At 60.2% G+C, this 22,992-nt stretch carries 19 protein-coding genes; 6 read left to right on the top strand and 13 right to left on the bottom strand.

Translation table 11 applies throughout. The annotated features are described in order from the left end of the window. Window positions 1-8 precede the first annotated feature (8 nt). Together pgl and zwf are read right to left on the bottom strand one after the other, a co-directional pair. Complete coding sequence (gene pgl / locus FXO12_RS25525) at window positions 9-722, bottom strand: 6-phosphogluconolactonase (RefSeq protein WP_034128520.1); 714 nt, start codon at window positions 720-722, stop codon at window positions 9-11. Then, window positions 709-2,175 carry a glucose-6-phosphate dehydrogenase gene (zwf, locus tag FXO12_RS25520; RefSeq protein WP_057975130.1) on the bottom strand — a complete coding sequence of 489 codons (1,467 nt, stop codon included), beginning with the start codon at window positions 2,173-2,175 and terminating at the stop codon, window positions 709-711. Before zwf ends, pgl begins: the two co-directional genes overlap by 14 nt. A 220-nt stretch (window positions 2,176-2,395) precedes the next feature. On the opposite strand from zwf, the gene FXO12_RS25515 reads away from it, so the two are divergent. Beyond that, window positions 2,396-3,256 (top strand): MurR/RpiR family transcriptional regulator, encoded by an 861-nt coding sequence (locus FXO12_RS25515; RefSeq protein WP_169856377.1) that lies wholly within the window; start codon window positions 2,396-2,398, stop codon window positions 3,254-3,256. A 188-nt stretch (window positions 3,257-3,444) separates the two neighbouring features. On the opposite strand, the gene FXO12_RS25510 is transcribed toward FXO12_RS25515, so the two are convergent. The 10 genes from FXO12_RS25510 to FXO12_RS25465 all read right to left on the bottom strand — a co-directional run bounded on the left by FXO12_RS25510 (window position 3,445) and on the right by FXO12_RS25465 (window position 14,595). After that, window positions 3,445-4,290, bottom strand: coding sequence for a D-hexose-6-phosphate mutarotase (locus FXO12_RS25510; protein WP_054896703.1), 846 nt, complete (start codon window positions 4,288-4,290; stop codon window positions 3,445-3,447). A 98-nt stretch (window positions 4,291-4,388) separates the two neighbouring features. Continuing rightward, window positions 4,389-5,735, bottom strand: a complete 1,347-nt coding sequence (locus FXO12_RS25505) for a carbohydrate porin (protein WP_054918236.1) — start codon at window positions 5,733-5,735, stop codon at window positions 4,389-4,391. Between the two features lie 85 nt (window positions 5,736-5,820). Beyond that, window positions 5,821-6,981 carry an ABC transporter ATP-binding protein gene (locus FXO12_RS25500; RefSeq protein ID WP_057975129.1) on the bottom strand — a complete coding sequence of 387 codons (1,161 nt, stop codon included), beginning with the start codon at window positions 6,979-6,981 and terminating at the stop codon, window positions 5,821-5,823. Between the two features lie 2 nt (window positions 6,982-6,983). Then, on the bottom strand, window positions 6,984-7,829 hold the full coding sequence (locus FXO12_RS25495; RefSeq protein ID WP_003193763.1) for a carbohydrate ABC transporter permease: 846 nt from the start codon (window positions 7,827-7,829) through the stop codon (window positions 6,984-6,986). Continuing rightward, window positions 7,822-8,730, bottom strand: a complete 909-nt coding sequence (locus FXO12_RS25490) for a carbohydrate ABC transporter permease (protein WP_003193765.1) — start codon at window positions 8,728-8,730, stop codon at window positions 7,822-7,824. Before FXO12_RS25490 ends, FXO12_RS25495 begins: the two co-directional genes overlap by 8 nt. A gap of 169 nt (window positions 8,731-8,899) precedes the next feature. Next, window positions 8,900-10,186 carry an ABC transporter substrate-binding protein gene (locus tag FXO12_RS25485; RefSeq protein WP_003193767.1) on the bottom strand — a complete coding sequence of 429 codons (1,287 nt, stop codon included), beginning with the start codon at window positions 10,184-10,186 and terminating at the stop codon, window positions 8,900-8,902. Window positions 10,187-10,290: 104 nt separating this feature from the next. Next, complete coding sequence (locus FXO12_RS25480) at window positions 10,291-11,550, bottom strand: AGE family epimerase/isomerase (protein ID WP_057975127.1); 1,260 nt, start codon at window positions 11,548-11,550, stop codon at window positions 10,291-10,293. Window positions 11,551-11,698: 148 nt separating this feature from the next. After that, a complete protein-coding gene (locus FXO12_RS25475) occupies window positions 11,699-12,523 on the bottom strand; it encodes a hypothetical protein (protein ID WP_057975126.1) in 825 nt (274 codons plus the stop codon). Between the two features lie 127 nt (window positions 12,524-12,650). After that, complete coding sequence (locus FXO12_RS25470) at window positions 12,651-13,649, bottom strand: NAD(P)-dependent oxidoreductase (RefSeq protein ID WP_034128528.1); 999 nt, start codon at window positions 13,647-13,649, stop codon at window positions 12,651-12,653. Between the two features lie 52 nt (window positions 13,650-13,701). After that, window positions 13,702-14,595, bottom strand: coding sequence for a LysR family transcriptional regulator ArgP (locus FXO12_RS25465; protein ID WP_054896698.1), 894 nt, complete (start codon window positions 14,593-14,595; stop codon window positions 13,702-13,704). 100 nt (window positions 14,596-14,695) lie between these two features. Here FXO12_RS25465 and FXO12_RS25460 point away from each other — a divergent pair, with 100 nt between their 5' ends. The 5 genes from FXO12_RS25460 (at window position 14,696) to FXO12_RS25440 (ending at window position 21,890) form a co-directional block, all read left to right on the top strand. Next, the gene (locus tag FXO12_RS25460) at window positions 14,696-15,295 is read left to right on the top strand and encodes a LysE/ArgO family amino acid transporter (RefSeq protein ID WP_160049776.1); all 600 of its coding nucleotides are present in this window, start codon (window positions 14,696-14,698) and stop codon (window positions 15,293-15,295) included. Window positions 15,296-15,473: 178 nt separating this feature from the next. Then, a complete protein-coding gene (locus FXO12_RS25455; RefSeq protein WP_003175739.1) occupies window positions 15,474-16,070 on the top strand; it encodes a superoxide dismutase in 597 nt (198 codons plus the stop codon). Window positions 16,071-16,616: 546 nt separating this feature from the next. Beyond that, complete coding sequence (locus FXO12_RS25450; protein ID WP_057975125.1) at window positions 16,617-18,668, top strand: bifunctional diguanylate cyclase/phosphodiesterase; 2,052 nt, start codon at window positions 16,617-16,619, stop codon at window positions 18,666-18,668. A 126-nt stretch (window positions 18,669-18,794) separates the two neighbouring features. Next, window positions 18,795-20,132: an imelysin family protein gene (locus FXO12_RS25445; protein ID WP_034128533.1), complete on the top strand. Its 1,338-nt coding sequence runs from the start codon at window positions 18,795-18,797 to the stop codon at window positions 20,130-20,132. Between the two features lie 303 nt (window positions 20,133-20,435). Continuing rightward, complete coding sequence (locus FXO12_RS25440) at window positions 20,436-21,890, top strand: TrkH family potassium uptake protein (RefSeq protein ID WP_003193780.1); 1,455 nt, start codon at window positions 20,436-20,438, stop codon at window positions 21,888-21,890. Here FXO12_RS25440 and FXO12_RS25435 read toward each other — a convergent pair. Then, window positions 21,847-22,905 carry an AraC family transcriptional regulator gene (locus FXO12_RS25435; protein WP_034128534.1) on the bottom strand — a complete coding sequence of 353 codons (1,059 nt, stop codon included), beginning with the start codon at window positions 22,903-22,905 and terminating at the stop codon, window positions 21,847-21,849. The genes FXO12_RS25440 and FXO12_RS25435 overlap by 44 nt on opposite strands. Between the last annotated feature and the right edge of the window lie 87 nt (window positions 22,906-22,992).

Below are 22,992 nucleotides of genomic sequence, written 5' to 3'. Positions count from 1 at the left end.
TCCTTGGCTCATGGGCACCAGTAAATCTCTAGAGTAGGTTGCAAAAACGCGCGAATCGGCATGGCAGCAACATCGTCGCTGGCCAGGGCGGCGCTCAAGGTAGTCAATTTCGAACTGCCGGAAATCGACAGCACGGTGTAGCTGGCCGTGGCCAGCAGCGCACGACTCATGGTCAGGCGCTGGTGCGGCACAGTGGGCGCCAGCATCGGCCAGCAACGGCGGGTACCGTCGGCCTTAAGCGCTTCGCTCAGGTTAGGGCTGTTGGGGAACAGCGATGCGGTGTGGCCGTCATCGCCCATGCCCAGCACCAGCACATCAATGGCTGGCAACTCGCCCAGCAGGCGATCGGCCTGCTCGGCAGCGTCTTCAAGATTGGCAGCGGGGCTGTACAGGCTCAAGAACTTCGCCTTGGCCGCCGGACCTTGCAGCAAGTGTTGCTTCAACAGGCCAGCATTGCTGTCGGCATGTTCGACCGGCACCCAGCGTTCATCGGCAAGGGTGATGGTGACCTTGGACCAGTCCAGGCCCTGCTTGGCCAGGTTCTGGAAAAACGCCACGGGGCTGCGGCCACCGGACACCACCAACGTCGCCTCGCCACGGGCACTGATGGCCGAGCGCAGTTGTTCAGCCACGTCATTGGCCAGGCCATCGGCCAGCAGCGCAGGCGTACGGTACTCATGGGCAGTGACGCCCTGAGGCAGTTTCAATTCAGATATCGCCATACCACGACCTCCCATCCCGCGTGATCAGTGCAATGGAGCTCATCGGCCCCCAGGACCCCGCCGCATACGGCTTGGGCGCATCACCGGATTTTTTCCACCCGGCGATCAACTGGTCACACCACTTCCACGCGGCTTCGATTTCATCTTTGCGAACAAACAGGTTCTGATTGCCGCGCATCACTTCCAGCAACAATCGCTCGTAGGCATCGGGGATGCGTGCGCTGCGATAGGTGTCGGAAAAATTCAATTGCAGTGGCCCGCTGCGCAGTTGCATGCCTTTGTCCAGGCCCTGCTCCTTGGTCATCACACGCAGGGAAATACCTTCGTCCGGCTGCAGGCGGATGATCAGCTTGTTGCTGATCTGCAGACGCTGCTCCGGGGCGAAGATGTAGTGGGACGGTTCCTTGAAGTGAATGACGATCTGCGACAGTTTTTGCGGCATACGCTTGCCGGTACGCAGGTAGAACGGCACGCCGGCCCAGCGCCAGTTACGGATATCGGCACGCAGGGCAACGAACGTCTCGGTGTCGCTCTGGGTGTTGGAGTTGTCTTCTTCCAGGTAACCCGGCACGGCTTTACCAGCGCTGTAGCCGGCGATGTACTGGCCACGGACTACCTGAGTGGTCAGGCCCTCGGGGCTGATCGGCGCCAAGGCCTTGAGCACCTTGACCTTCTCGTCGCGGATGCTGTCGGCGGACAGGTCGGCAGGCGGGTCCATGGCAATCAGGCAAAGCAGTTGCAACAAGTGATTCTGGATCATGTCGCGCAGCTGGCCAGCCTTGTCGAAATAACCCCAACGGCCTTCGATGCCAACCTGCTCGGCCACGGTGATTTCCACGTGGGAGATGTAGTTCTGATTCCACTGGGTTTCGAACAGGCTGTTGGCGAAACGCAGGGCGATCAGGTTCTGCACCGTCTCTTTGCCCAGGTAGTGGTCGATGCGATAGGTGCGGTTTTCCGGAAAGAACTGCGCCACGGCGTCGTTGACCTTGCGCGACGACTCCAGGTCCGAACCGATGGGTTTTTCCAGCACTACGCGGGTATTTTCCGCCAGGCCGACCTTGGACAGGTTTTCGCAGATCGCGCCGTACACCGCCGCCGGGGTGGCGAAGTAGGCAATCAGGCGTTGCTCGCTGCCGGCTTTTTCGGCCAGGGCGACGTAGTCGTCAGCCTTCATGAAGTCAACATGCACATACGAAAGGCGCGCGAGGAAACGCTGGGCCACGGCTTCGTCGAGCTCCTTGCCGACGTATTTACGCAATTCTTTTTCGATATGGGCCAGGTGTTGCTGCTCGGAGCCGGCTTCACGGGCCAGGGCCAGGATGCGTGTGTCGTCGTGCAGCAACCCGGCGCCATCGAGTTGATAAAGGGCAGGAAATAACTTGCGCAGCGCCAGATCACCCAAGGCGCCAAACAGGGCAAAGGTGCAGGGTTCCACGGTTATCGAAGGCATGATGTTTGTTCTTTTATCAAGTTAAGCTACAAATACCTTTTTTCAAGGCATCACTCAAGGAAAAATGTAGTAATAACCACAACATTTTCCCGAAATACGCATTGCGAGTGGTGGTGTTCAGCTACCCTCAGTAGGATAGGCCACCGCGAAAAGCCACTCATCGATTGGTTACCGCCTTTTTATTTGCATCGTCGCCCGAAGGAAAGACTGAATGGACCGCGTGCGAAATCTTCTGGAACAGATCCGGAACCGCCTCGAAGAATTGAACAAGGCCGAGCGCAAAGTCGCTGAAGTGATCCTGCTCAACCCGCAGCAGGCCACACGCTTCTCGATCGCCGCCCTCGCCCAGGCCGCCTCGGTCAGTGAACCGACGGTCAACCGCTTCTGCCGTTCATTCGGTGTCAGCGGTTACCCTGAACTCAAATTGCAGTTGGCGCAAAGCCTGGCCAGTGGCGCCGCGTATGTCAGCCGCGCCGTGGAGGCCGATGATAACCCCGAGGCCTACACCCAGAAGATCTTTGGCAGCGCCATTGCCTCTTTGGACAGTGCGTGCCAGGCCCTGGACCCGGCGCTGATCAGCAAGGCCGTGGACTTGTTGATCCAGGCGCGGCAAATCCACTTCTTTGGCCTCGGCGCTTCGGCCCCCGTCGCCATGGACGCGTTGCACAAGTTCTTCCGCTTCAACCTGGCGGTGACCGCCCATGCCGACGTGCTGATGCAACGCATGATCGCCTCGGTGGCGCACACCGGTGAGTTGTTCGTGATCATTTCCTACACCGGCCGTACCCGCGAGCTGGTGGAAGTGGCGCGTATCGCTCGGGAAAACGGTGCGTCAGTGCTGGGCGTGACCGCCGAAAACTCGCCGCTGGCCAAGGCCAGTACGGTGAGCCTGAACATCCCGTTGCCGGAGGACACGGATATCTACATGCCGATGACTTCTCGGATTATCCAATTGACGGTATTGGACGTATTGGCAACGGGTATGACCCTGCGTCGCGGAGTGGATTTCCAGCCGCATTTGCGCAAGATCAAAGAGAGCTTGAATGACAGCCGATATCCGGTGGGGGATGAATTCAACTAAATCCGTGTCAACTGATCGTTCCCACGCTCCGCGTGGGAATGCCTCACTGGACGCTCTGCGTCTGCCTTTAGCGTCGTGACGCGGAGCGTCATAGGCTGCATTCCCACGCGGAGCGTGGGAACGATCATGAATTCAACTAGCAGGCAGCTCTTCCAGCAGTACCTGCGATAGCGCCATCAGCCACACCGCTAAACCCCTGCCCTGGCCTGTAAACTCAAGTGGGCCCTCTCCCCCGGCGCCAGGCTCGCTGCCGCCATCGCCGCCTCTACGCACACAAACCCCGACGCTTCGTTAAAGCTCACGCCCAACAGCGGCCGGCTCCCCGGGTGCCACACCACCGTGTCGGCGCTGTCGCCGGTGTCGATGCACAGTTCACGCTGCCAGGCGTGGTCCTTGAGCTGCAATTCGCCCTCATGCTGGAACACCCGCTGACATCCGCCATCGACCCGCAATTCACCTTCCTGCTGGCAAACCTGGCGATTGAGCTGGTCGTAACCTTGTGCTCCTTCGAGCCCAGACAGCGCTACCTCATCAACGTGACCAATACGCCAGTAAGCGTGCAATGCATGACTCAACTGGCACGGCAGCTCGTCGTGATGCTCGGTGCTCAGGCGCAGTTCCAGGGTGTCACCCAGGTGCGCGTGCAAGTCCACCTGCCAGTCGCACAGCTGCAATTGCCAATGCAGGCGCACGCCGTCGTCATCGGTGCTGCTGTCGAGCAGTTTCCAGTCGATCAAGCGGGCCCATCCGTGGGAAGGCCAGGCATTTTCGCTGGGGTGGCGGCCATACCACGGCCAGCACACCGGTACGCCGCCCCGAATGGCGCCGACCTGTGGCCACTTGGCCGCGCACCACAGCCAGGGCTTCTGGCCGGTGGGCTGAAAATGCAACAATTGCGCGCCCTGGCGACTGAACACCGCCTGGCACAGCGGATGGTCGATCACCAACACATCGCGCATCTGAAAGCGCTCCCAGGCGAACACCGGACGCTCGCGCAGGGATTTGAAAAAGCGTTGCAGCGGTTGCTCGTGCATGTGCCCAGGTCCCGAATATCACAGTGCCACGCAAAAAAAAGCGGATAGCCATGGCTACCCGCAAATGCGCACAGAGAGAGGAGCTTATCGCAACAGCGTTAGAACGTAGACTGAATTTTCAGGCCCGCTACCAGCGCGTTGTCGACTTTATCCACGCCGCCAGGCTGGACAACGTACTGCAGGTTCGGACGCACAGTCAGCCAGTTGGTGACGTGGAAACCGTAGTTGAGTTCGACGTTGTACTCAGTCTCACGAATCGGCGTGTACAGCGGATTGTCGTAGTCGCTCACACCATTGGCGGCATTGAGCAATTGAGAGTTCTTCTTCACGTCATCGTTGACATGCAGGCGAGCGACGCCAATGCCGACGTCATCTTTTGGACGCGCGTCGAATGGGCCTTTGTACACGAGCATCAACGACTGGTAGTTGTCGACCAGGTTGGTTTCCTTGTCATGGAAGGTCGCGTTGGCTGCAATGTTCAGGCCACGGGAAGCGTCGCCGTTATGGGTGGTGAGTTGCTGTTGCGCAACGAACCAGTAGCCTTTCTTGCTGCTGCGGGTACGGAAGTCGGCGCCGCTGAGGACCGCATCGTTACCGTTGACGTCTTCACGTACATCCGGAGCATCGGCCGCACTTTTATAGAAACCCACACGGTATTCGCCCGGCAGGTTATTAACCTTCGGCGACCAGACCAATTCCACCGGAATCACGGTGCCCTTGGTACCACTGCCGCTGAGTTTGAAGCCGTTGCCGTGCTCCAACTGCGACGGGTTCTGGTTGTAGGCACCGATTTGCGCATACAGCTCAGGCGTGATGTTGTATTTCACGCGGATAGCGGCCTGGGCGACCGGCCAGTTGTACCAGGTATTGACGTAGTTACCGACCTGCGAGCCGCAGAACGACAGGTTCTGGAAGTCGCAAGGGAAGGTGTTGAAGTCTTCGCCTTCACCGAAGTAACCGAGCTTCACGTCCAGCTTGTTGTCGAACATCTGGTGCTGAATCCAGAACTGGGTCAGACGCACCATGTGGCCACGGCCATACACTTCTTGCGAGGAACTCAAGGTGCCGGCACGCGGGTCGCCAATGCGGTCATTGGAGATGTTCTGGCCATTACGATTGGTCAACTGGATCTTGGCCTGGGTGTTATCCCAGCCCCACAGTTTTTGCAGGTCCAGCGCCACGCCCAGACCGAACTGGTCGGAGTAACGACCGGTCTTGTCGTCGTTGTAGCCGCCGTGGGCGTTGTAGCCCATCTCGCCCACGTAGTCGGCCTTGATGTCGATACCTTGCTCGATCAGCTTGGTACGCTCGCCGCCCCAATCGCCGGTCATCCACTTGGAATCGGCGCTGAATGCATCGGCCGCCATCGCATTGGCGGACAATACAAGGGCTGCTGCCGCTGAGAGTTGGCAGATCAGCCGGGTGTTGTTGTGTTGCTTTTTCATCCCTACATCCTCGTCTTTATTGTTATTAAACTGTTTTTATCTAACGCGGGTTACATTTTTTAACTAAAACAATCACTTATCTTGCTCAACGCCCCTTGAACTGGGTCACATTGTCGGCATGCCCCTGTGCCGGCAATGAAGCCACTGCGCCCAACCGCTCACCGGTCTTGGCGTCAAACAGCAATACCTTGGCCGGGTCGAACTGCAAGGTCAGGGTCTCGCCCACTTGCGGTGCCACGTCCGGCGCCAAACGGCAGCAGACCTTGGTGTCGTTGAGCTGCACAAACACCAGGGTGTCCGGGCCGGTCGGCTCCGTGACCTGGACTTCGGCACGAATGCTTGAGGAGCCATTGCCCTCGCCCGCCGCCAGCACAATCTGCTCCGGGCGCAGGCCGAGGATCACATCGCGATCTTCAAGCCCTGCGTCATTCATGCTCAACGGCAGCTCGCAACGGGCCTGGCCGCTGTCGAGCAGCGCGACCAGACCACCGTTCTGGCGTTTTAGGCGCATGGGAACGAAGTTCATCGGTGGTGAACCGATAAAGCTTGCCACAAACAGGTTGGCAGGGTCGTTGTAAATTTCTTTCGGCGTGCCGAATTGCTGGATGATGCCGTCCTTCATCACCGCCACTTTATCGCCCAGGGTCATCGCTTCGATCTGATCGTGGGTCACATAGACGGTGGTGGTTTTCAGACGCTGGTGCATCAGCTTCATTTCGGTACGCATCTCGACGCGCAGCTTGGCGTCGAGGTTGGACAGCGGTTCGTCGAACAGGTAGATCTTCGGCCGACGCGCCAGGGCACGGCCCATGGCCACGCGCTGTTGCTGGCCACCGGACAACTGGCCCGGCTTGCGGTTGAGCAGGTGTTCGATCTGCAGCAACTTGGCCACGCGCGCCACTTCAGCGTCGATGTCGGCTTGTGGCATCTTGCGGATCTTGAGGCCGAACTCGATGTTCTCGCGCACGCTCATGGTCGGGTACAGCGCGTAGGACTGGAACACCATGGCGATGTCACGGTCCTTGGGGCTCATGCCGCTCACGTCTTGATCACCGATCATGATCGCGCCGCCGGTGATGGTCTCAAGGCCGGCGATGCAGTTCATCAGCGTGGATTTACCACAGCCCGACGGGCCGACCAGGATGAGGAACTCGCCTTCCTTGATCGACAATTCGATGTTCTTCAAGGTGTCGGGCAGGCCGGCGCCATAGGTCTTGTTTACATTGCGAAGTTCAAGCGTAGCCATGATTACCCCTTGACCGCGCCGGCCGTGAGGCCGCGCACGAAATACTTGCCTGCGATCACATAGACCAGCAGGGTCGGCAGCCCGGCGATCATCGCCGCCGCCATATCCACGTTATATTCCTTGGCCCCGGTACTGGTGTTGACCAGGTTGTTCAGCGCCACCGTGATGGGCTGGGAATCGCCGCTGGAGAACACCACACCGAACAGGAAGTCGTTCCAGATCTGGGTGAACTGCCAGATCAGGCAGACCATGATGATCGGCGTCGACATCGGCAGGATGATCCGGCGGAAGATGGTGAAGAACCCCGCTCCGTCCAGGCGTGCTGCCTTGATCAACGCATCCGGGATGCTCACGTAATAGTTACGGAAGAACAGCGTGGTGAACGCCAGGCCGTAGACCACGTGGATAAACACCAGGCCGGTGGTGGTGCTGGCCAGGCCCATCTTGCCGAGGGTGAACGACGCGGGCAGCAGCACAGTCTGGAACGGCAGGAAGCAGCCGAACAGCAGCAGGCCGAAGAACAGCTGCGAACCGCGGAAGCGCCAGAACGACAGCACGTAGCCGTTCAAGGCGCCAATGGCGGTAGAGATGAGCACAGCAGGAACGGTGATCTTGATCGAGTTCCAGAAGTAGCCATCCACGGTGGCCCAGGCCTTGACCCAGCCGATACCGCTGACCACGGTGGGCCAGCTCAGCAGGTTACCGGTGCTGATGTCTTCCGGGGTCTTGAAGCTGGTGAGGAGCATCACCACCAACGGCACCAGGTACAGCAGCACCGCCAGGATCAGCACCGCGTAGATCGCGATGCGGCTCAGGCTGATGGCAGGTTTGGCGGCGAGACTAGTCATTGCGCTTGGTCCTCAGCTCGGAATACAGGTACGGCACAATGATCGCGAGGATCGCACCGAGCATCAGGATTGCACTGGCCGAACCCATGCCCATCTGGCCGCGACTGAAAGTGAACGAGTACATGAACATAGCCGGCAGGTCGGACGAGTAGCCCGGGCCGCCTGCGGTCATTGCCGCCACCAGGTCGAAGCTCTTGATCGCAATGTGCGCCAGGATCATCACCGCACTGAAGAACACCGGGCGCAGGCTCGGCAGCACCACGCTCCAGTAGATACGCGGCAGGCTTGCGCCATCGATCTGCGCAGCGCGGATGATCGACTGATCAACACCGCGCAGGCCGGCGAGGAACATCGCCATGATAAAGCCCGAGGCTTGCCACACAGCGGCGATCACCAGGCAGTAGACCACGCGGTCCGGGTCGATCAGCCAGTCGAGACGGAAGCCTTCCCAGCCCCAGTCCCGCAGGAGTTTGTCCAGGCCCATGCCCGGGTTGAGCAGCCATTTCCAGGCGGTACCGGTGACGATCATGGAGAGCGCCATCGGGTACAGGTAAATGGTGCGGATAAAGCCTTCGCGGCGGATTTTCTGGTCGAGGAAAATCGCCAGCAGCACACCGATCACCAGGGTGATGCCGATGAACATGCCGCCGAACACGGCCAGGTTCTTGCTCGCCACCCACCAGCGGTCGTTATCGAACAGCCGCTGATACTGCGCCAGGCCTGCCCATTTGTAGCTGGGCAGGAAGGTCGAGGTGGTGAACGACAGCACGAACGTCCACAGGATGTAGCCATAAAAGCCCACCAGCACGATGAACATGCTCGGCGCCAGCACCAGTTTAGGGAGCCAGCGCTGCAGCACATCGAATGGCGAGGCCTTGCTGAACACAGCAACAGAACTCATGGGAAAATCCAGTACAGGGAAAAAGGACTACAGCCTGCAGGAACCCGCCTTTGTGGCGAGGGAGCTTGCTCCCGCTCGGCTGCGAAGCAGACGCTGTCTTTGGGGGCGCTTCGCACCCCAGCGGGAGCAAGCTCCCTCGCCACAGCAAGCCGGGTTCCTACATAGGGTATTACTTGGCCGACTTGATCGCCGCGCCAAGCTTCTTGGCCGTGTCGGCCGGGTCGGCTTTCGGGTCGTTGATAAAGTTGGTCACGACATCAAAGAACGCACCTTGCACCGCCAGGGTGGTGGCCATGTTGTGCGCCATGCTTGGCTGCAGGCCGCCAGTCTTGGCGTCGGCCAGGAAGTCCTTGGCGGCGGTCTGGGCGCAGGAATCAAAGCCGTAGGATTCCATCTTGGTCAGCATGTCGTTACGCACAGGGATCGAGCCCTTGTTGATGCTGAACACCTTCTGGAAGTTTTCACCCAACACTACTTTGGCGATGTCCTGCTGACCCGCAGCAGTGCCTTTGTCTTTCTGCTTGAACACCGCCAGGGAGTCGATGTTGTAGGTGAAGGCTTTATCAGTGCCCGGGAACGCTACGCACTCATAATCCTTGCCAGCGACTTTCTTGGCGGCGGTCCACTCGGACTTGGCCCAGTCACCCATGATCTGCATGCCGGCCTTGCCGTTGATGACCTTGCCAGCTTCCAGGTTCCAGTCCTGGCCCTTGCCGTCGACGTCCATGTAGGTCGCGACTTTCTTCAGCTCGGTGAGGGCCTTGACCATTTCCGGGCCGGTCAATGCGCCGTTATCCAGGTCGACCAGCGCTTTCTTGTAGCCATCAGCGCCCATTACCGAAAGCACCACCGCTTCGAACACTGTGCTGTCCTGCCAAGGCTGGCCGCCGTGGGCGAGCGCAATGAAGCCTGCAGCCTTGAGCTTGTCGCCCGCTGCATAGAATTCTTCGAGAGTGGTTGGGTTCTTGGTGATGCCGGCTTTCTTGAAGACTTCCGGGTTAATCCACAGCCAGTTCACGCGGTGGATATTCACCGGCACGGCCACGTAGTCACCGTCGTATTTCACGGTGTCGGAGACTTTCTTGTCGAGCAGCGAATCCCATTTTTCTTCTTTGGCGACGTCTTTGAGCACGTCGGTGTCGAGCAGGCCAGTAGAGGCCCATTCCTGGATATCGGGGCCTTTGATCTGGGCAACGCCTGGCGGGTTGCCAGCGACCGCACGGCTTTTCAGCACGGTCATGGCGGTGGCGCCACCGCCGCCTGCCACTGCACCGTCTTTCCAGGTGAAGCCGTCTTTCTCAACTTGGGCCTTCAGGACATCCACAGCCGCTTTTTCACCGCCGGAGGTCCACCAATGCACCACTTCCACCGTACCTTTGGAGTCGGCGGCAAATGCACTGAGGGGGAACAACGAGGCAATGGAAATAGCGACGGCGAGGCGATTAATCGCGTTCATCTGAGTACCTTTTCTTGTTGTTATGCATGCAAGTCTAGAGCTTGCGCTGCACGGAGTTTAAACATGGATTTTCGGGGCGCAGGTAACAAAGGGACGCACAAATGTCACCACCTGGTGACATAGCATCCGCTGCCCAATGCACTGGCCAGGCTGGGTGCCAAGGGCAGTGCAGGCAGCACGACCGCTTGCCAGGCATGGTACAGGTCAGGTTTGCCGCCCCAGATTTTACTGCTGGGTTGGTTGTGCGGGCTGAGTTCGTGGTGCCAACTGCCCTGGAGCCGGTCGATGAAGTGGGTTTCGCAAAACTCCCAGAAGCGTCGGTACCAGGTTTCGTAATGCAGCTCGCCGGTACGTTTGAGCAGCGCCTGAGCAGCGGCGCTGGCTTCAGCATGGGTCCAGTGCAGGCGCTCGCGTACCACCGGGCGCTGGTTCCAATCCAGAGTGTAGACAAGGCCCGGCGCACCATCCACCGCCCAGGCGTACTCGCAGGCACTGGCAAACAGGCCTTTGGCGTCGCTCACCAGCCAGTCCGGCGTGGCTAGCTTGGCCTTGAGGCGCGCAGCTTCAAGGTGCAGCAACAACCGCGCCCATTCGAAACCATGGCCGGGGGTGATGCCGTAGGGGCGAAAGCCATCGGCGGGGTTGTCTTGGTTGTAACCGAGCAACGGCTTCCAGTGCGCATCGAAATGTTCGATGACCATGAATTGATTGCCAGCGGCATGGGTGTGGATCACCCGTTCGACGATGCGCAGCGCACGGTCCAGCCAACGTGTATCACCACTGACATCGGCCAATGCCAGGAAAGCTTCGGTGGCGTGCATGTTGCTGTTGGCGCCACGATAGGCTTCGACGCCGCTCCAGTCCCGGGCAAAGGATTCAAGCATGACGCCCTCCTCTTCGCTCCAGAAGAACTGGTCGATGATATGGACGGCGTCGTTCATTAATGTGCGCGCACCCGGCGCGCCGGCCACCACGGCAGAGCTGGCGGCGAGGGCCACGAAGGCGTGCAGATAGGCGGCCTTGCCGGTGTTGCCATCAGCCGCCTGGGGCGCGGCGAACCAGCCACCGTGCTCACTGTCACGCAGCGGGCCGCTGAGCGCTGCCACACCGTGCGCCACCAGTTCGGCATAACCCGGCAACCCAATGGCATGGGCCATGGCAAAGCTGTGGGTCATGCGCGCGGTGTTCATGGTTTCGGCGCGGGCATTGGCCGGCAACTGGCCTTTATCGTCGAGGTTGCCGAACCCGTCCGGCAGGCGCGATGCCTTGGCGAACGCCAACAGGCGCTGGCCTTCCGCGGCGAGCCAAGCGTAATGGGCAGGTGCATTCAGCCAACTGCTGGCAGGCAGTGGTTGGGTGGTCATGGGTGGCCCTTATTGTTTTTTTGGGATGACCGGAGTCTAAACAAGGGCGTGGGATGGGCAAGTAACGAAGGGGAAAAGAAATGTCACCGAGTGGTGACAATCCATGTAGGAGCGAGCTTGTTCGCTCCTACAGAGGACGATTTCGCGTTCATTGACCCAGTGGTGTGGCCGCAGCAGGCGCATTGAGACGCTGATTCAAGTTCTGCACCTGGCTCTGCAAAGTGGTGATATTGCGCGTGGTCTGGATGCGGAACACGTCAAATTCCTTGTTGGTCGGCGCGTCGATATTGGCCGGCTGGTTTTCCTGGGCGCTCTTGAGCACCAGCACGTCCTGCTCGAGGCGGGCGATGGCCGCGCTTGGGTTGCCTTGTTTCTTCAAGGCCGCCACATCGGTGGCCAGGCCCTTGCTCTCGGCCTGTGCTGCCGTGAGGCTGGTGACCGCGTCAGTGAGGGCCTGCACCTGGCCTTGCAGCTTGGTATTGGCCGCTGTCAGCTCGGTGTTGCTGGCGCTCATCTGGGCCAGGCGGCTGTCCAGTTCGGTGGTTTGACCGGCGACGCCCAACTGTTGCTTGCCCTGCTCCTGCAACTGGGCTTCCAGTTGCTTGATCTGCAGCTTCAAGGCTTCGCTACCGTTGTTCACATTCGCTTCGCTGGCCACGACCTTGCCGGAAATCGCCTGTAGCCGTCCTGCCGCTTCCTCGCTGATGCGGGCAAAGCTTTCCTGGGTGGCAACCAACTGCTGGCCCATCAGGGAAATCTGCTGGAAGCTCCACCAGGCCAGGCCCGCAAAGGCGATCAACAGCGCACCGACCAGTGCCCACAACGGGCCAGTGCTGGCGCTCTTGACCTTGACCACGGGCGTCGTTCGCGAACGCACCGACGTCGCAGGGGTCGGCACGAAATCATCGTCATCCCCAAGGTCGGCCCGCAGGCTGGGAACGTTGTCGAAGTCGTCTTTAGCATCGTTACGCATGAATCTACCCTGAATCAATGAGATGGCTGGCTGTAAAGCCGAGCGGCAGGAGTATAAACCGCACTCCCGGCGCATGGATCGACTCGGAACCTGGAATGGGGTTCCCGAAGTGTTGCTGCTTATGAGGTTATTGGCGGCCCGGGTCCTGGGCTTTCCACCAACTGCAGAACTCGTCGAGCGCGGCCCACAGGCTGACCTTGGGCTCGTAGTCGAGATAATGCCTGGCGCGACTGATGTCGAGGGTGAAGTTTTTATTCATCACTTGCATGCCCAGACGCGATAACGCCGGTTCCGGCCGCCCCGGCCACATCGCGCAGAATGCCTCGTTCAACGCCGCCACGCTGTAGGACAAACCGTAGGATCGATAGCGGGTCACTTGGGGCAGCTCCATCTGCCGCATCACGTAGTTCACCACATCCCAGATCGGCACCGGTGCGCCGTTGCTGATGTTGTAGGCTTTGCCCAGGGCCGAGCCGGTGGCGAGCAAACTGCTGAGCAGCGCCTCGTTGAGGTTGTGCACGCTGGTGAAGTCGACTTTGTTCAAACCGTCGCCGACGATCGCCAGACGGTTCTTGCGCTGCATTTTCAGCAAGCGCGGGAAGATACTCATATCGCCGGCCCCGGTGACAAAGCGTGGGCGCAGGGCTATCACTTGCAGGCCGAACTCCTGGGCGCCGAACACCTTCTGCTCGGCCAGGTACTTGGTAGCGGCATAGGGATGCTTGAAACGCTTGGGCACTTGCTCTTCGGTGAGCCCAAGGTGATCGCGACCGTCAAAATAGATCGACGGCGACGACAGGTGCACCAGGCGCCCCACGCGCTGTTTCAGGCAGGCTTCGACGACGTTTTCGGTGACCAATACGTTGTTCTGGTGGAAGTCCTGGTACTTGCCCCACAGCCCAACGGCGCCGGCGCAATGCACCACGGCTTCGACATCGCGGCACAGGTCGCGCACAAGGTCGGCATCATTCAAATCACCCTGGATGAACTCGGCACCGCGCCGCACCAGGTGTTCCACACCCTCGGCGCGCCGCCCGTTGACCCGCACGTCCAGGCCCTGCTCAAGGGCGAAGCGCGCAAAGCGCCCGCCAATGAAGCCGCTTGCGCCGGTGACCAGAATTTTCATGTCGTACTCCGTGTTCTTTCATTTTTCATCGCTCTTGCCTTGACGCGCGCCATCACTCCAACGGCACCAACCAATGACCACACACATCGGCCAGATGGTCGGTCAACAAGCCCAACAGTTGCCCGCCACTGCGCCAATGATGCCAGTACAGCGGCACATCGATGGGCTTATCTGGCAATAACTCGACCAATACACCAGTTTCCAACTGGTCGCGCACCTGCAATTCAGGCACCAGGCCCCACCCCAGGCCGGCTTCCGTCAGGCGGATAAAACCTTCGGATGACGGGCATAGATGGTGTTCGAAACCACCGTCCACGCCAAGGGACGCCAGGTAGCGGTGCTGCAGGAAATCATCCGGGCCGAACACCAGCGCAGGCGTGCGCGCCAATTGGTCGGCCCGCACGCCTCCAGGAAAATGCCGCGCCAGAAAGGCCGGGCTGGCCAGCGCCCGATAACGCATGGCGCCCAGCAACAGGCTGCGAGCACCGGCCACAGGACGCTCGCTGGCACAAATGCAGGCCGCCACTTCACCGGCGCGCATGCGCTTGAGGCCCACGGTCTGGTCTTCGACCACCAGGTCCAGCAACACGTGCTGTTCGGCGCAGAAGTCGCTGACTGCCTCGGCCCACCAAGTGGCGAGGCTGTCGGCATTCAGGGCAATGCGCAAGCGCTCAGGCATGCCCTCCTCGTCCAGGGCCGGCACCTGGCTTTGCAGGTCACGCTCCAGCAAACGCACCTGCTGCACATGGTTGAGCAGGCGCCGACCGATATCGGTGGGCGTTGGCGGCGAGGCCCGTATCAACACCGGCTGGCCGACGCGCGCCTCCAATAGCTTGATGCGTTGGGAGATGGCTGATTGCGACAGCCCCAACACCTGGGCACCGCGCTCAAAGCCGGCTTGTTCCACCACCGCCGCCAAGGCGGAAAGCAATTTATAGTCGAACATCAGTTTCTCTAATGAGCGATCAGCAATATTGGTTTTTCTTATACAGCCCCGACCCGCACCATAGCCAGCATCGTTTGAGCATCAACAAGGATCTCCCTCTATGTGGCAAAGCTATATGAACGGTTTGCTGGTGGCCCTCGGGTTGATCATGGCAATCGGCAGCCAAAATGCATTCGTCCTCGCGCAGAGCCTGCGCCGCGAACATCACTTACCCGTGGCGGCGTTGTGTGTGATCTGCGACGCACTGCTAGTGGCCGCTGGGGTATTCGGGCTGGCCACCGTGCTGGCGCAGAGCCCGATACTGCTGGCGGTGGCACGCTGGGGCGGCGCAGCGTTCTTGCTCTGGTATGCCGCATGCGCGCTGCGCAGGGCGTGCTCCAAGCAGAGCCTGGACCAAAGCGACACCCTCAAGACGCGCTCATTGCGCGCTGTGCTGCTGAGCGCTTTGGCGGTCACCTTGCTCAACCCCCATGTCTACCTGGATACCGTCCTGCTGATCGGCTCCCTGGGCGCGCAACAAACCGAACCCGGTGCCTACGTAGCCGGTGCAGCCAGTGCATCGTTCCTGTGGTTCGCCACCCTGGCGCTGGGTGCGGCATGGTTGGCACCCTGGCTGGCACGCCCGGCCACCTGGCGCCTGCTGGACCTGCTGGTGGCCGCGATGATGTTCTCGGTGGCCTATCAACTGATCAGCGCCTGAGCAATATTCCAAAACGCTCTGGAACCTCTATCCCACACAGTTGTTGCGTGGTTATGCCGCACCCCCGGTGCTATGATCGGCCCCCTGCGCCGCAAAGAGTACAAACTCCCCGGCGCATGTTTGGCCGCCCGTGATCGGCCTTGCGCTCACCGCAACTGACCTGATTAGGAGAATCATCATGGCTTTCGAATTGCCGCCGCTGCCCTACGCACACGATGCCCTGCAGCCGCACATCTCCAAGGAAACCTTGGAATACCACCACGACAAGCACCACAACACCTATGTCGTGAACCTGAACAACCTGGTGCCTGGCACCGAGTTCGAAGGCAAGACCCTGGAAGAGATCGTCAAGTCTTCCTCGGGCGGCATCTTCAACAACGCCGCTCAGGTCTGGAACCACACTTTCTACTGGAACTGCCTGGCGCCGAACGCCGGTGGCCAACCAACCGGCGCACTGGCTGAAGCCATCAACGCTGCGTTCGGTTCGTTCGACAAGTTCAAGGAAGAGTTCACCAAGACTTCGGTCGGCACCTTCGGTTCCGGTTGGGGCTGGCTGGTGAAAAAGGCTGACGGTTCCCTGGCCCTGGCCAGCACCATCGGCGCCGGCAACCCGCTGACCAACGGCGACACCCCGCTGTTGACCTGCGACGTCTGGGAACACGCCTACTACATCGACTACCGCAACGTGCGTCCAAAGTATGTAGAAGCGTTCTGGAACCTGGTCAACTGGAAGTTCGTGGCTGAGCAGTTCGAAGGCAAGACCTTCACTGCCTAAGCGACGCTTGCAGTAAAAAGAGCCCGGCGATTGCCGGGCTTTTTCATGGGCGCCCTGATTGCCATGCCAGAAATCCCGGAACCCAACGGTAACTATTCACCACACAAACGCCAGGAGGAATAAACCTCCTGAATCAATGTGGAGAATGACAATGGATCCTATTTCAACGGCCGCAGGTGCAGTGCCAATGTTATCCGGTCTTCTTGAGAAGGGAATGGACCTGGCAAAAAGCGCACTGGACTTGACGAACAAACTCGTAGACATAGCGGGTGAACAGTCAAAGGTCGGAGGGGAAGAGCAACAGCCAGAGGGTAAGATCAATTTTTGAGAGCGTCGCCAAACAGAGGGCGGATCTGTTCCGCCTTCTTCTTCTCTGCCCGACGTCCAGTCCACGCCTCAAACGTCCTGACATAAGCGGGTATCCCTCCACGTTTATCCAGCCCCTTCAATTAATCTCAAGCCCGAATGTCCCTTTGACTGCCATCACCAGATTGCCAATACTCATGGCATATTGACGGCCACCCGCATGAGACAAGGAATGCCCCTTTGAAGCTGGAACTCAAGAACAGCTTGTCGGTGAAGTTGCTACGGGTTGTGCTGCTGTCGGCATTGATCGTGGGTGTGGCGCTGAGCGTGGCGCAGATCGTTTTTGATGCCTACAAGACGCGCCAGGCCGTGGCGGAAGATGCCCAACGCATCCTCGACATGTTTCGCGACCCCTCGACCCAGGCCGTGTACAGCCTGGATCGCGAGATGGGCATGCAGGTGATCGAAGGTCTGTTCCAGGACGACGCTGTGCGCATGGCTTCCATCGGGCACCCCAACGAGACCATGCTGGCGGAAAAAAGCCGTCCTTTACAGCAGTCGCCCAGCCGCTGGTTGACCGACCTGATTCTTGGCCAGGAACGCTCCTTTACTACTGCGTTGGTGGGCAAGGGCCCCTACAGCGAATATTACGGCGACCTGAGCATCACCCTCGACACCGCCACCTATGGCCGAAGTTTTCTGGTCAGCTCGGTCATCATCTTTATCTCGGGCGTATTGCGCGCCCTGGTCATGGGGCTGGTGCTGTACCTGGTGTATCACTGGATGCTCACCAAACCGCTGTCGCGGATGATCGAGCACCTGACCTCGATCAACCCGGACCGCCCCAGCGAGCACAAGATCCCTCAGCTCAAGGGCCACGAACGCAACGAACTGGGGCAGTGGATAAACACCGCCAACCAATTGCTCGAATCCATCGAGCGCAATACCCACCTGCGCCACGAGGCCGAATCGAGCCTGTTGCGCATGGCCCAATACGACTTCCTGACCGGCCTGCCGAACCGCCAGAAGTTGCAGGCGCAACTGGACAAAATCCTCACGGACGCCGGCCGCCGGCAACGCCGTGTCGCGGTGTTGTGCGTGGGGCTGGATGATTTCAAGAGCGTCAACGAGCAATTCACCTACCAGGCCGGCGACAAACTCTTGTTGGCGCTGGCTGATCGCTTGCGCGCCCATAGTGGCCACTTGGGCACGCTCGCCCGCCTGGGCGGCGACCAGTTCGCCCTGGTGCAAGCCGATATCGACCAGCCCTACGAAGCCGCCGAACTGGCGCAAAGCATCCTTGATGACCTGGAAGCAGAGTTCGCCCTTGAGCATGACCTGATCCGCCTGCGCGCCACCATCGGCATCACGCTGTTCCCGGAAGATGGCGACAGCACCGAGAAGTTGCTCCAGAAAGCCGAGCAGACCATGACCCTGGCCAAGAGCCGCTCGCGCAACCGCTATCAGTTTTATATCGCCAGCGTCGACAGCGAAATGCGCCGGCGTCGTGAACTGGAGAAAGACTTGCGAGACGCCTTGGGCCGCGAGCAGTTTCACTTGGTGTACCAACCACAAATCAGCTATCTCGACCATCACGTGGTCGGTGTGGAAGCGCTGCTGCGCTGGCAACACCCGGAACATGGGCTGGTACCGCCGGACTTGTTCATTCCGTTGGCGGAACAGAACGGCACCATCATTCCCATCGGCGAATGGGTACTGGACCAGGCGTGTCGGCAACTGCGCGAATGGCATGATCAGGGTTTCACCGCGCTGCGCATGGCCGTCAACCTGTCCACCGTGCAACTGCACCACACCGAGTTGCCGCGGGTGGTCAACAACCTGATGCAGATCTATCGCCTGCCGCCCCGCAGCCTGGAGCTGGAAGTTACCGAGACCGGCCTGATGGAAGACATCAGCACCGCAGCCCAGCACCTGCTGAGCCTGCGTCGCTCCGGGGCGCTGATCGCCATTGATGACTTCGGCACCGGCTACTCATCCTTGAGTTACCTCAAGAGCCTGCCCCTGGACAAGATCAAGATCGACAAGAGCTTCGTCCAGGACCTGCAGGACGACGACGATGACGCCACCATCGTGCGCGCCATTATCCAATTGGGCAAAAGCCTGGGCATGCAGGTGATTGCCGAAGGCGTGGAGACTGCCGAACAGGAGGCCTACATCATCTCCGAGGGGTGCCATGAGGGGCAGGGTTATCACTACAGCAAACCGCTGCAGGCCCGGGAGTTGACGGCTTATCTGAAGCAGTCCGAGCGCAATAACGCCGTGAGTCTTTGAATTTACACTTCGATACTCAATATTTCCCGCGTATAAGCCTTTACACAAAATGCAAATCTTTCGCATTATGTCGCAGCGTTTGCGCTCCCCGCGCGCCCTTTCAACAACCGAAGCAGGATGTTCGCCATGATTCGTATGCCCCTGGCCACCGCCAGTCTGCTGGCCATTGCCATTTCTCTCGCCGGTTGCGGCGAAGGTAAAGACAAGGCCGCCGCGCCCCAGGCACCCGCTGCCGCCAGCACTACCGCACCGGCGGCTGCCCCGGCTGGCCAGGTCGACGAAGCGGCCGCCAAGGCCGTGGTCGCGCACTACGCAGACATGGTGTTTGCGGTGTACAGCGATGCCGAATCCACCGCAAAAACCCTGCAGACCGCAATCGATACCTTCCTCGCCAACCCGAACGACGAAACCCTGAAAGCGGCCCGTACCGCCTGGATCGCCGCACGCGTACCCTACCTGCAGAGCGAAGTATTCCGCTTCGGCAACACCATCATCGACGACTGGGAAGGCCAGGTGAACGCCTGGCCCCTGGACGAAGGCCTGATCGACTACGTCGACAAGTCCTACGAGCACGCGCTGGGCAACCCAGGTGCGAACGCCAATATCATCGCCAATAACGAGATCCAGGTCGGCGAAGACAAGGTCGACGTCAAGGAGATCACTCCGGAAAAACTCGCCAGCCTCAATGAACTGGGCGGTTCCGAAGCGAACGTCGCCACCGGCTACCACGCCATCGAATTCCTGCTGTGGGGCCAGGACCTCAACGGCACCGGCCCAGGCGCGGGCAACCGCCCGGCATCGGACTACATGACCGGTGACGGTGCAACCGGCGGCCACAACGAGCGTCGCCGCACTTACCTGCGCGCCGTCACCCAACTGCTGGTCAGCGACCTGCAGGAAATGGTCGGCAACTGGAAGCCCAACGTCGAAGACAACTACCGCGCCACCCTGGAGTCGGAACCTGCGACCGATGGCCTGCGCAAAATGCTGTTCGGCATGGGCAGCCTGTCTCTGGGCGAACTCGCCGGGGAGCGCATGAAAGTATCCCTGGAAGCCAACTCGCCAGAAGACGAGCAAGACTGCTTCAGCGACAACACCCATTACTCGCACTTCTACGACGCCAAGGGCATCCGTAACGTCTACCTGGGCGAATACACCCGTGTTGACGGCACCAAGCTGACCGGCGCCAGCCTGTCGTCCCTGGTGGCCAAGGCCGACCCGGCAGCCGATGCAGCCCTCAAGGCTGACCTGGCCGCCACCGAAGCGAAGATCCAGGTGATGGTTGACCACGCCAACAACGGCGAGCACTACGACCAGTTGATCGCCGCCGACAATGAAAAGGGCAACCAGATCGTGCGTGACTCGATTGCCGCTCTGGTCAAGCAGACCGGCTCGATCGAGGCTGCTGCCGGCAAGCTGGGCATCAGCGACCTGAACCCGGACAGCGCTGATCACGAGTTCTGATCAAGCGCAGTTGAAAGAGGCGACCTGCGGGTCGCCTTTTTCATGCGCGCAATAACTGCCGCCGTTATACCTGTGGGAGCTGGCTTGCCTGCGATGGCGGTGGTTCAGTCGACTGATCTGTAACTGACACACCGCCATCGCAGGCAAGCCAGCTCCCACATTGGATTGCGGGGCGTCAGGTGGATATCCGCCGGCTGGCAGGCCAGCTCCCACAGGGGTTCTCCATCAACCGGCAGCCCTTGGTTTACAAGACCTGCACCGCAGGTAGAATGGCGCCTCTGCCCAATCACCCGAGCGAACTTCATGGCGTTGCCGACCCTGCGCATCATCGGTTTCATCATCGGCATCTTCCTGATCACCCTTGCGGTCGCCATGGTGATCCCGATGGCGACCCTGGTGATCTTCGAACGCACCAGCGACCTGCCCTCGTTCCTGTGGGCCAGCCTGATCACCTTTATCGCCGGCCTGGCGCTGGTCATCCCTGGTCGCCCAGAGCACGTGCACCTGCGCCCCAGGGACATGTACCTGCTGACGGTCAGTAGTTGGGTGGTGGTGTGCATCTTCGCCGCCCTGCCCTTTTTGCTGACCCAGCACATCAGCTACACCGACTCGTTCTTCGAAAGCATGTCCGGCATCACCGCCACAGGCTCCACCGTGTTGAGCGGGCTGGACAGCATGTCGCCGGGCATCTTGATGTGGCGTTCGCTGCTGCACTGGCTCGGCGGTATCGGCTTTATCGGCATGGCGGTGGCGATCCTGCCGCTGCTGCGCATTGGTGGCATGCGCCTGTTCCAGACCGAATCCTCGGACCGCTCGGAAAAGGTCATGCCTCGTTCACACATGGTGGCGCGCCTGATCGTGGCGGCGTATGTGGGCATCACTATCTTCGGCAGCCTGGCCTTCTGGTGGGCCGGAATGGGCGTGTTCGATGCGATCAACCATGCGATGTCGGCGATTTCCACGGGCGGGTTTTCCACCTCGGACGAGTCCCTGGCCCATTGGAAACAACCGGCGGTGCACTGGGTCGCGGTGGTGGTGATGATCCTGGGCAGCTTGCCGTTCGCCCTGTACGTTGCCACTTTACGTGGTAACCGTCGGGCGCTGATCAAGGACCAGCAGGTGCAAGGCTTGCTCGGCCTGTTGCTGGTGACCTGGCTGGTACTCGGCACCTGGTACTGGTGGACCACCAACCTGCATTGGCTCGATGCCTTGCGCCATGTGGCGCTGAACGTGACGTCTGTGGTGACCACCACCGGCTTTGCACTGGGGGACTACAGCTTGTGGGGCAACTTCTCACTGATGCTGTTTTTCTACCTGGGCTTTATCGGCGGCTGCTCGGGCTCCACCGCGGGCGGTATCAAAATCTTCCGTTTCCAGGTGGCCTACATCCTGCTCAAGGCCAACTTGAATCAGTTGATCCATCCGCGCGCGGTGATCAAGCAGAAGTACAACGGCCATCGCCTCGATGAAGAGATTGTGCGGTCGATCCTGACTTTTTCGTTTTTCTTCGCCATCACCATCTGCATGATCGCCCTGGCCCTGTCGCTGCTAGGCGTGGACTGGATGACCGCGTTGACCGGCGCCGCCAGTACCGTTTCCGGCGTGGGCCCCGGCCTGGGCGAAACCATCGGCCCGGCCGGCAACTTCGCCACCCTGCCGGATGCCGCCAAGTGGATCCTGTCTTTGGGCATGTTGTTGGGTCGCCTGGAGATCATCACCGTGTTTGTGTTGTGCATTCCGGCGTTCTGGCGTCACTGACCGACGACATTTGTTGCAAGCGCGCCCGGTATTCACCGGGCGTGGCATCGAACCAGCGGCGAAACGCGCGGAAAAAGTTGCTCGGGTCGGCAAACCCCAGCAGGTAAGCGATTTCCAGCAAGGTCATGCTGGGTTGTGCCAGGTACTGCTCGGCCAGTTCGCGCCGGGTGTCATCAAGCAAGGCCTGGAAGCTGGTGCCCTCCTCCTGCAGCCGCCGCTGCAAGGTGCGCTGGGACAGGTGCAACGTCTGGGCCACGGCTTCGCGCTTGGGCTCGCCCTGAGGCAACAGGCGGCACAGCACCTGACGCGCCTTATGGGTCACGCGGCTTTCGGAAAAACGCGCCAGGTATTCACCGGCAAAGCGATCATGCAACAGCGCCATGGCTTCGTTGGCCGTGGGCAGCGGCGCCTCCATGTCCGCCTGCTCGAAAATCAGCGCGTCATAGGGTGCATTGAATTGCAAAGGCGCATGAAAGGCCTGTTGGTAGGGCGCCAGGTCCGCCGGCTGCTCGCCTTGCAGCAGCACTTTGCGGGGCTGCAGGGTGCGCCCGGTGAGCCAGCCGCACAGGGCCAGGGCGCTGGCCAGCGAGGCTTCGGCGCTTTGACGGGTCGGCGGCAGGTGATCGCCATGCACCGTCAGAATCAACGCATAGCCTTCGGGTAACAGTCGAAAACTCAAATCAGCGCTTTCGGCGATGATGCGCTGGTAGCGCACCAATCGCATAAAACCTTCGGCCAGGGTGTTGCTGGACATCAACGCATAACCGGCAACGTGAAACGAGGCCGGGCGCACCACCTTGCCCATGTTCAGGCCAATCGCCGGGTTACCCGACACCTCTACCGCGCGTTGCCACAGGCGGGTCATGGCGTCTTGCGGGAAGCGCGCATCGGGGTCACTGAGGGCGGCGTAGTCCAGGCCCAGTTGCTTGAACAAGGCACGGCAATCCAGGCCATCCATTTCCAGCGCCTTGACGATGCCCATCGCCCAGCTTGCAGAAGTTGTTCGTTCGCTCATGGCGTCTTCTTGTTGAAAGCAGGCTCAAACGGCAGCCAGGAAGCCAAGGATACTAAAGTGGCATCTATTGTCACTGGCTGTTAGCAC

It is taken from the genome of Pseudomonas sp. J380, from assembly GCF_009827115.1.
Classification (GTDB): Bacteria; Pseudomonadota; Gammaproteobacteria; order Pseudomonadales; family Pseudomonadaceae; genus Aquipseudomonas; species Aquipseudomonas paracarnis.
Note: the sequence above shows the minus strand (reverse complement) of the source record. Positions and strands in the feature narration are given on the sequence as shown.

Excerpts from the sequence above, each read along its gene's own strand:
- pgl (WP_034128520.1), bottom strand. The coding sequence starts at position 722 with ATGGCGATATCTGAATTGAAACTGCCTCAGGGCGTCACTGCCCATGAG.
- zwf (WP_057975130.1), bottom strand. The coding sequence starts at position 2,175 with ATGCCTTCGATAACCGTGGAACCCTGCACCTTTGCCCTGTTTGGCGCC.
- FXO12_RS25510 (WP_054896703.1), bottom strand. The coding sequence starts at position 4,290 with ATGCACGAGCAACCGCTGCAACGCTTTTTCAAATCCCTGCGCGAGCGT.
- FXO12_RS25505 (WP_054918236.1), bottom strand. The coding sequence starts at position 5,735 with ATGAAAAAGCAACACAACAACACCCGGCTGATCTGCCAACTCTCAGCG.
- FXO12_RS25500 (WP_057975129.1), bottom strand. The coding sequence starts at position 6,981 with ATGGCTACGCTTGAACTTCGCAATGTAAACAAGACCTATGGCGCCGGC.
- FXO12_RS25495 (WP_003193763.1), bottom strand. The coding sequence starts at position 7,829 with ATGACTAGTCTCGCCGCCAAACCTGCCATCAGCCTGAGCCGCATCGCG.
- FXO12_RS25490 (WP_003193765.1), bottom strand. The coding sequence starts at position 8,730 with ATGAGTTCTGTTGCTGTGTTCAGCAAGGCCTCGCCATTCGATGTGCTG.
- FXO12_RS25485 (WP_003193767.1), bottom strand. The coding sequence starts at position 10,186 with ATGAACGCGATTAATCGCCTCGCCGTCGCTATTTCCATTGCCTCGTTG.
- FXO12_RS25480 (WP_057975127.1), bottom strand. The coding sequence starts at position 11,550 with ATGACCACCCAACCACTGCCTGCCAGCAGTTGGCTGAATGCACCTGCC.
- FXO12_RS25475 (WP_057975126.1), bottom strand. The coding sequence starts at position 12,523 with ATGCGTAACGATGCTAAAGACGACTTCGACAACGTTCCCAGCCTGCGG.
- FXO12_RS25470 (WP_034128528.1), bottom strand. The coding sequence starts at position 13,649 with ATGAAAATTCTGGTCACCGGCGCAAGCGGCTTCATTGGCGGGCGCTTT.
- FXO12_RS25465 (WP_054896698.1), bottom strand. The coding sequence starts at position 14,595 with ATGTTCGACTATAAATTGCTTTCCGCCTTGGCGGCGGTGGTGGAACAA.
- FXO12_RS25460 (WP_160049776.1), top strand. The coding sequence starts at position 14,696 with ATGTGGCAAAGCTATATGAACGGTTTGCTGGTGGCCCTCGGGTTGATC.
- FXO12_RS25455 (WP_003175739.1), top strand. The coding sequence starts at position 15,474 with ATGGCTTTCGAATTGCCGCCGCTGCCCTACGCACACGATGCCCTGCAG.
- FXO12_RS25445 (WP_034128533.1), top strand. The coding sequence starts at position 18,795 with ATGATTCGTATGCCCCTGGCCACCGCCAGTCTGCTGGCCATTGCCATT.
- FXO12_RS25440 (WP_003193780.1), top strand. The coding sequence starts at position 20,436 with ATGGCGTTGCCGACCCTGCGCATCATCGGTTTCATCATCGGCATCTTC.
- FXO12_RS25435 (WP_034128534.1), bottom strand. The coding sequence starts at position 22,905 with ATGAGCGAACGAACAACTTCTGCAAGCTGGGCGATGGGCATCGTCAAG.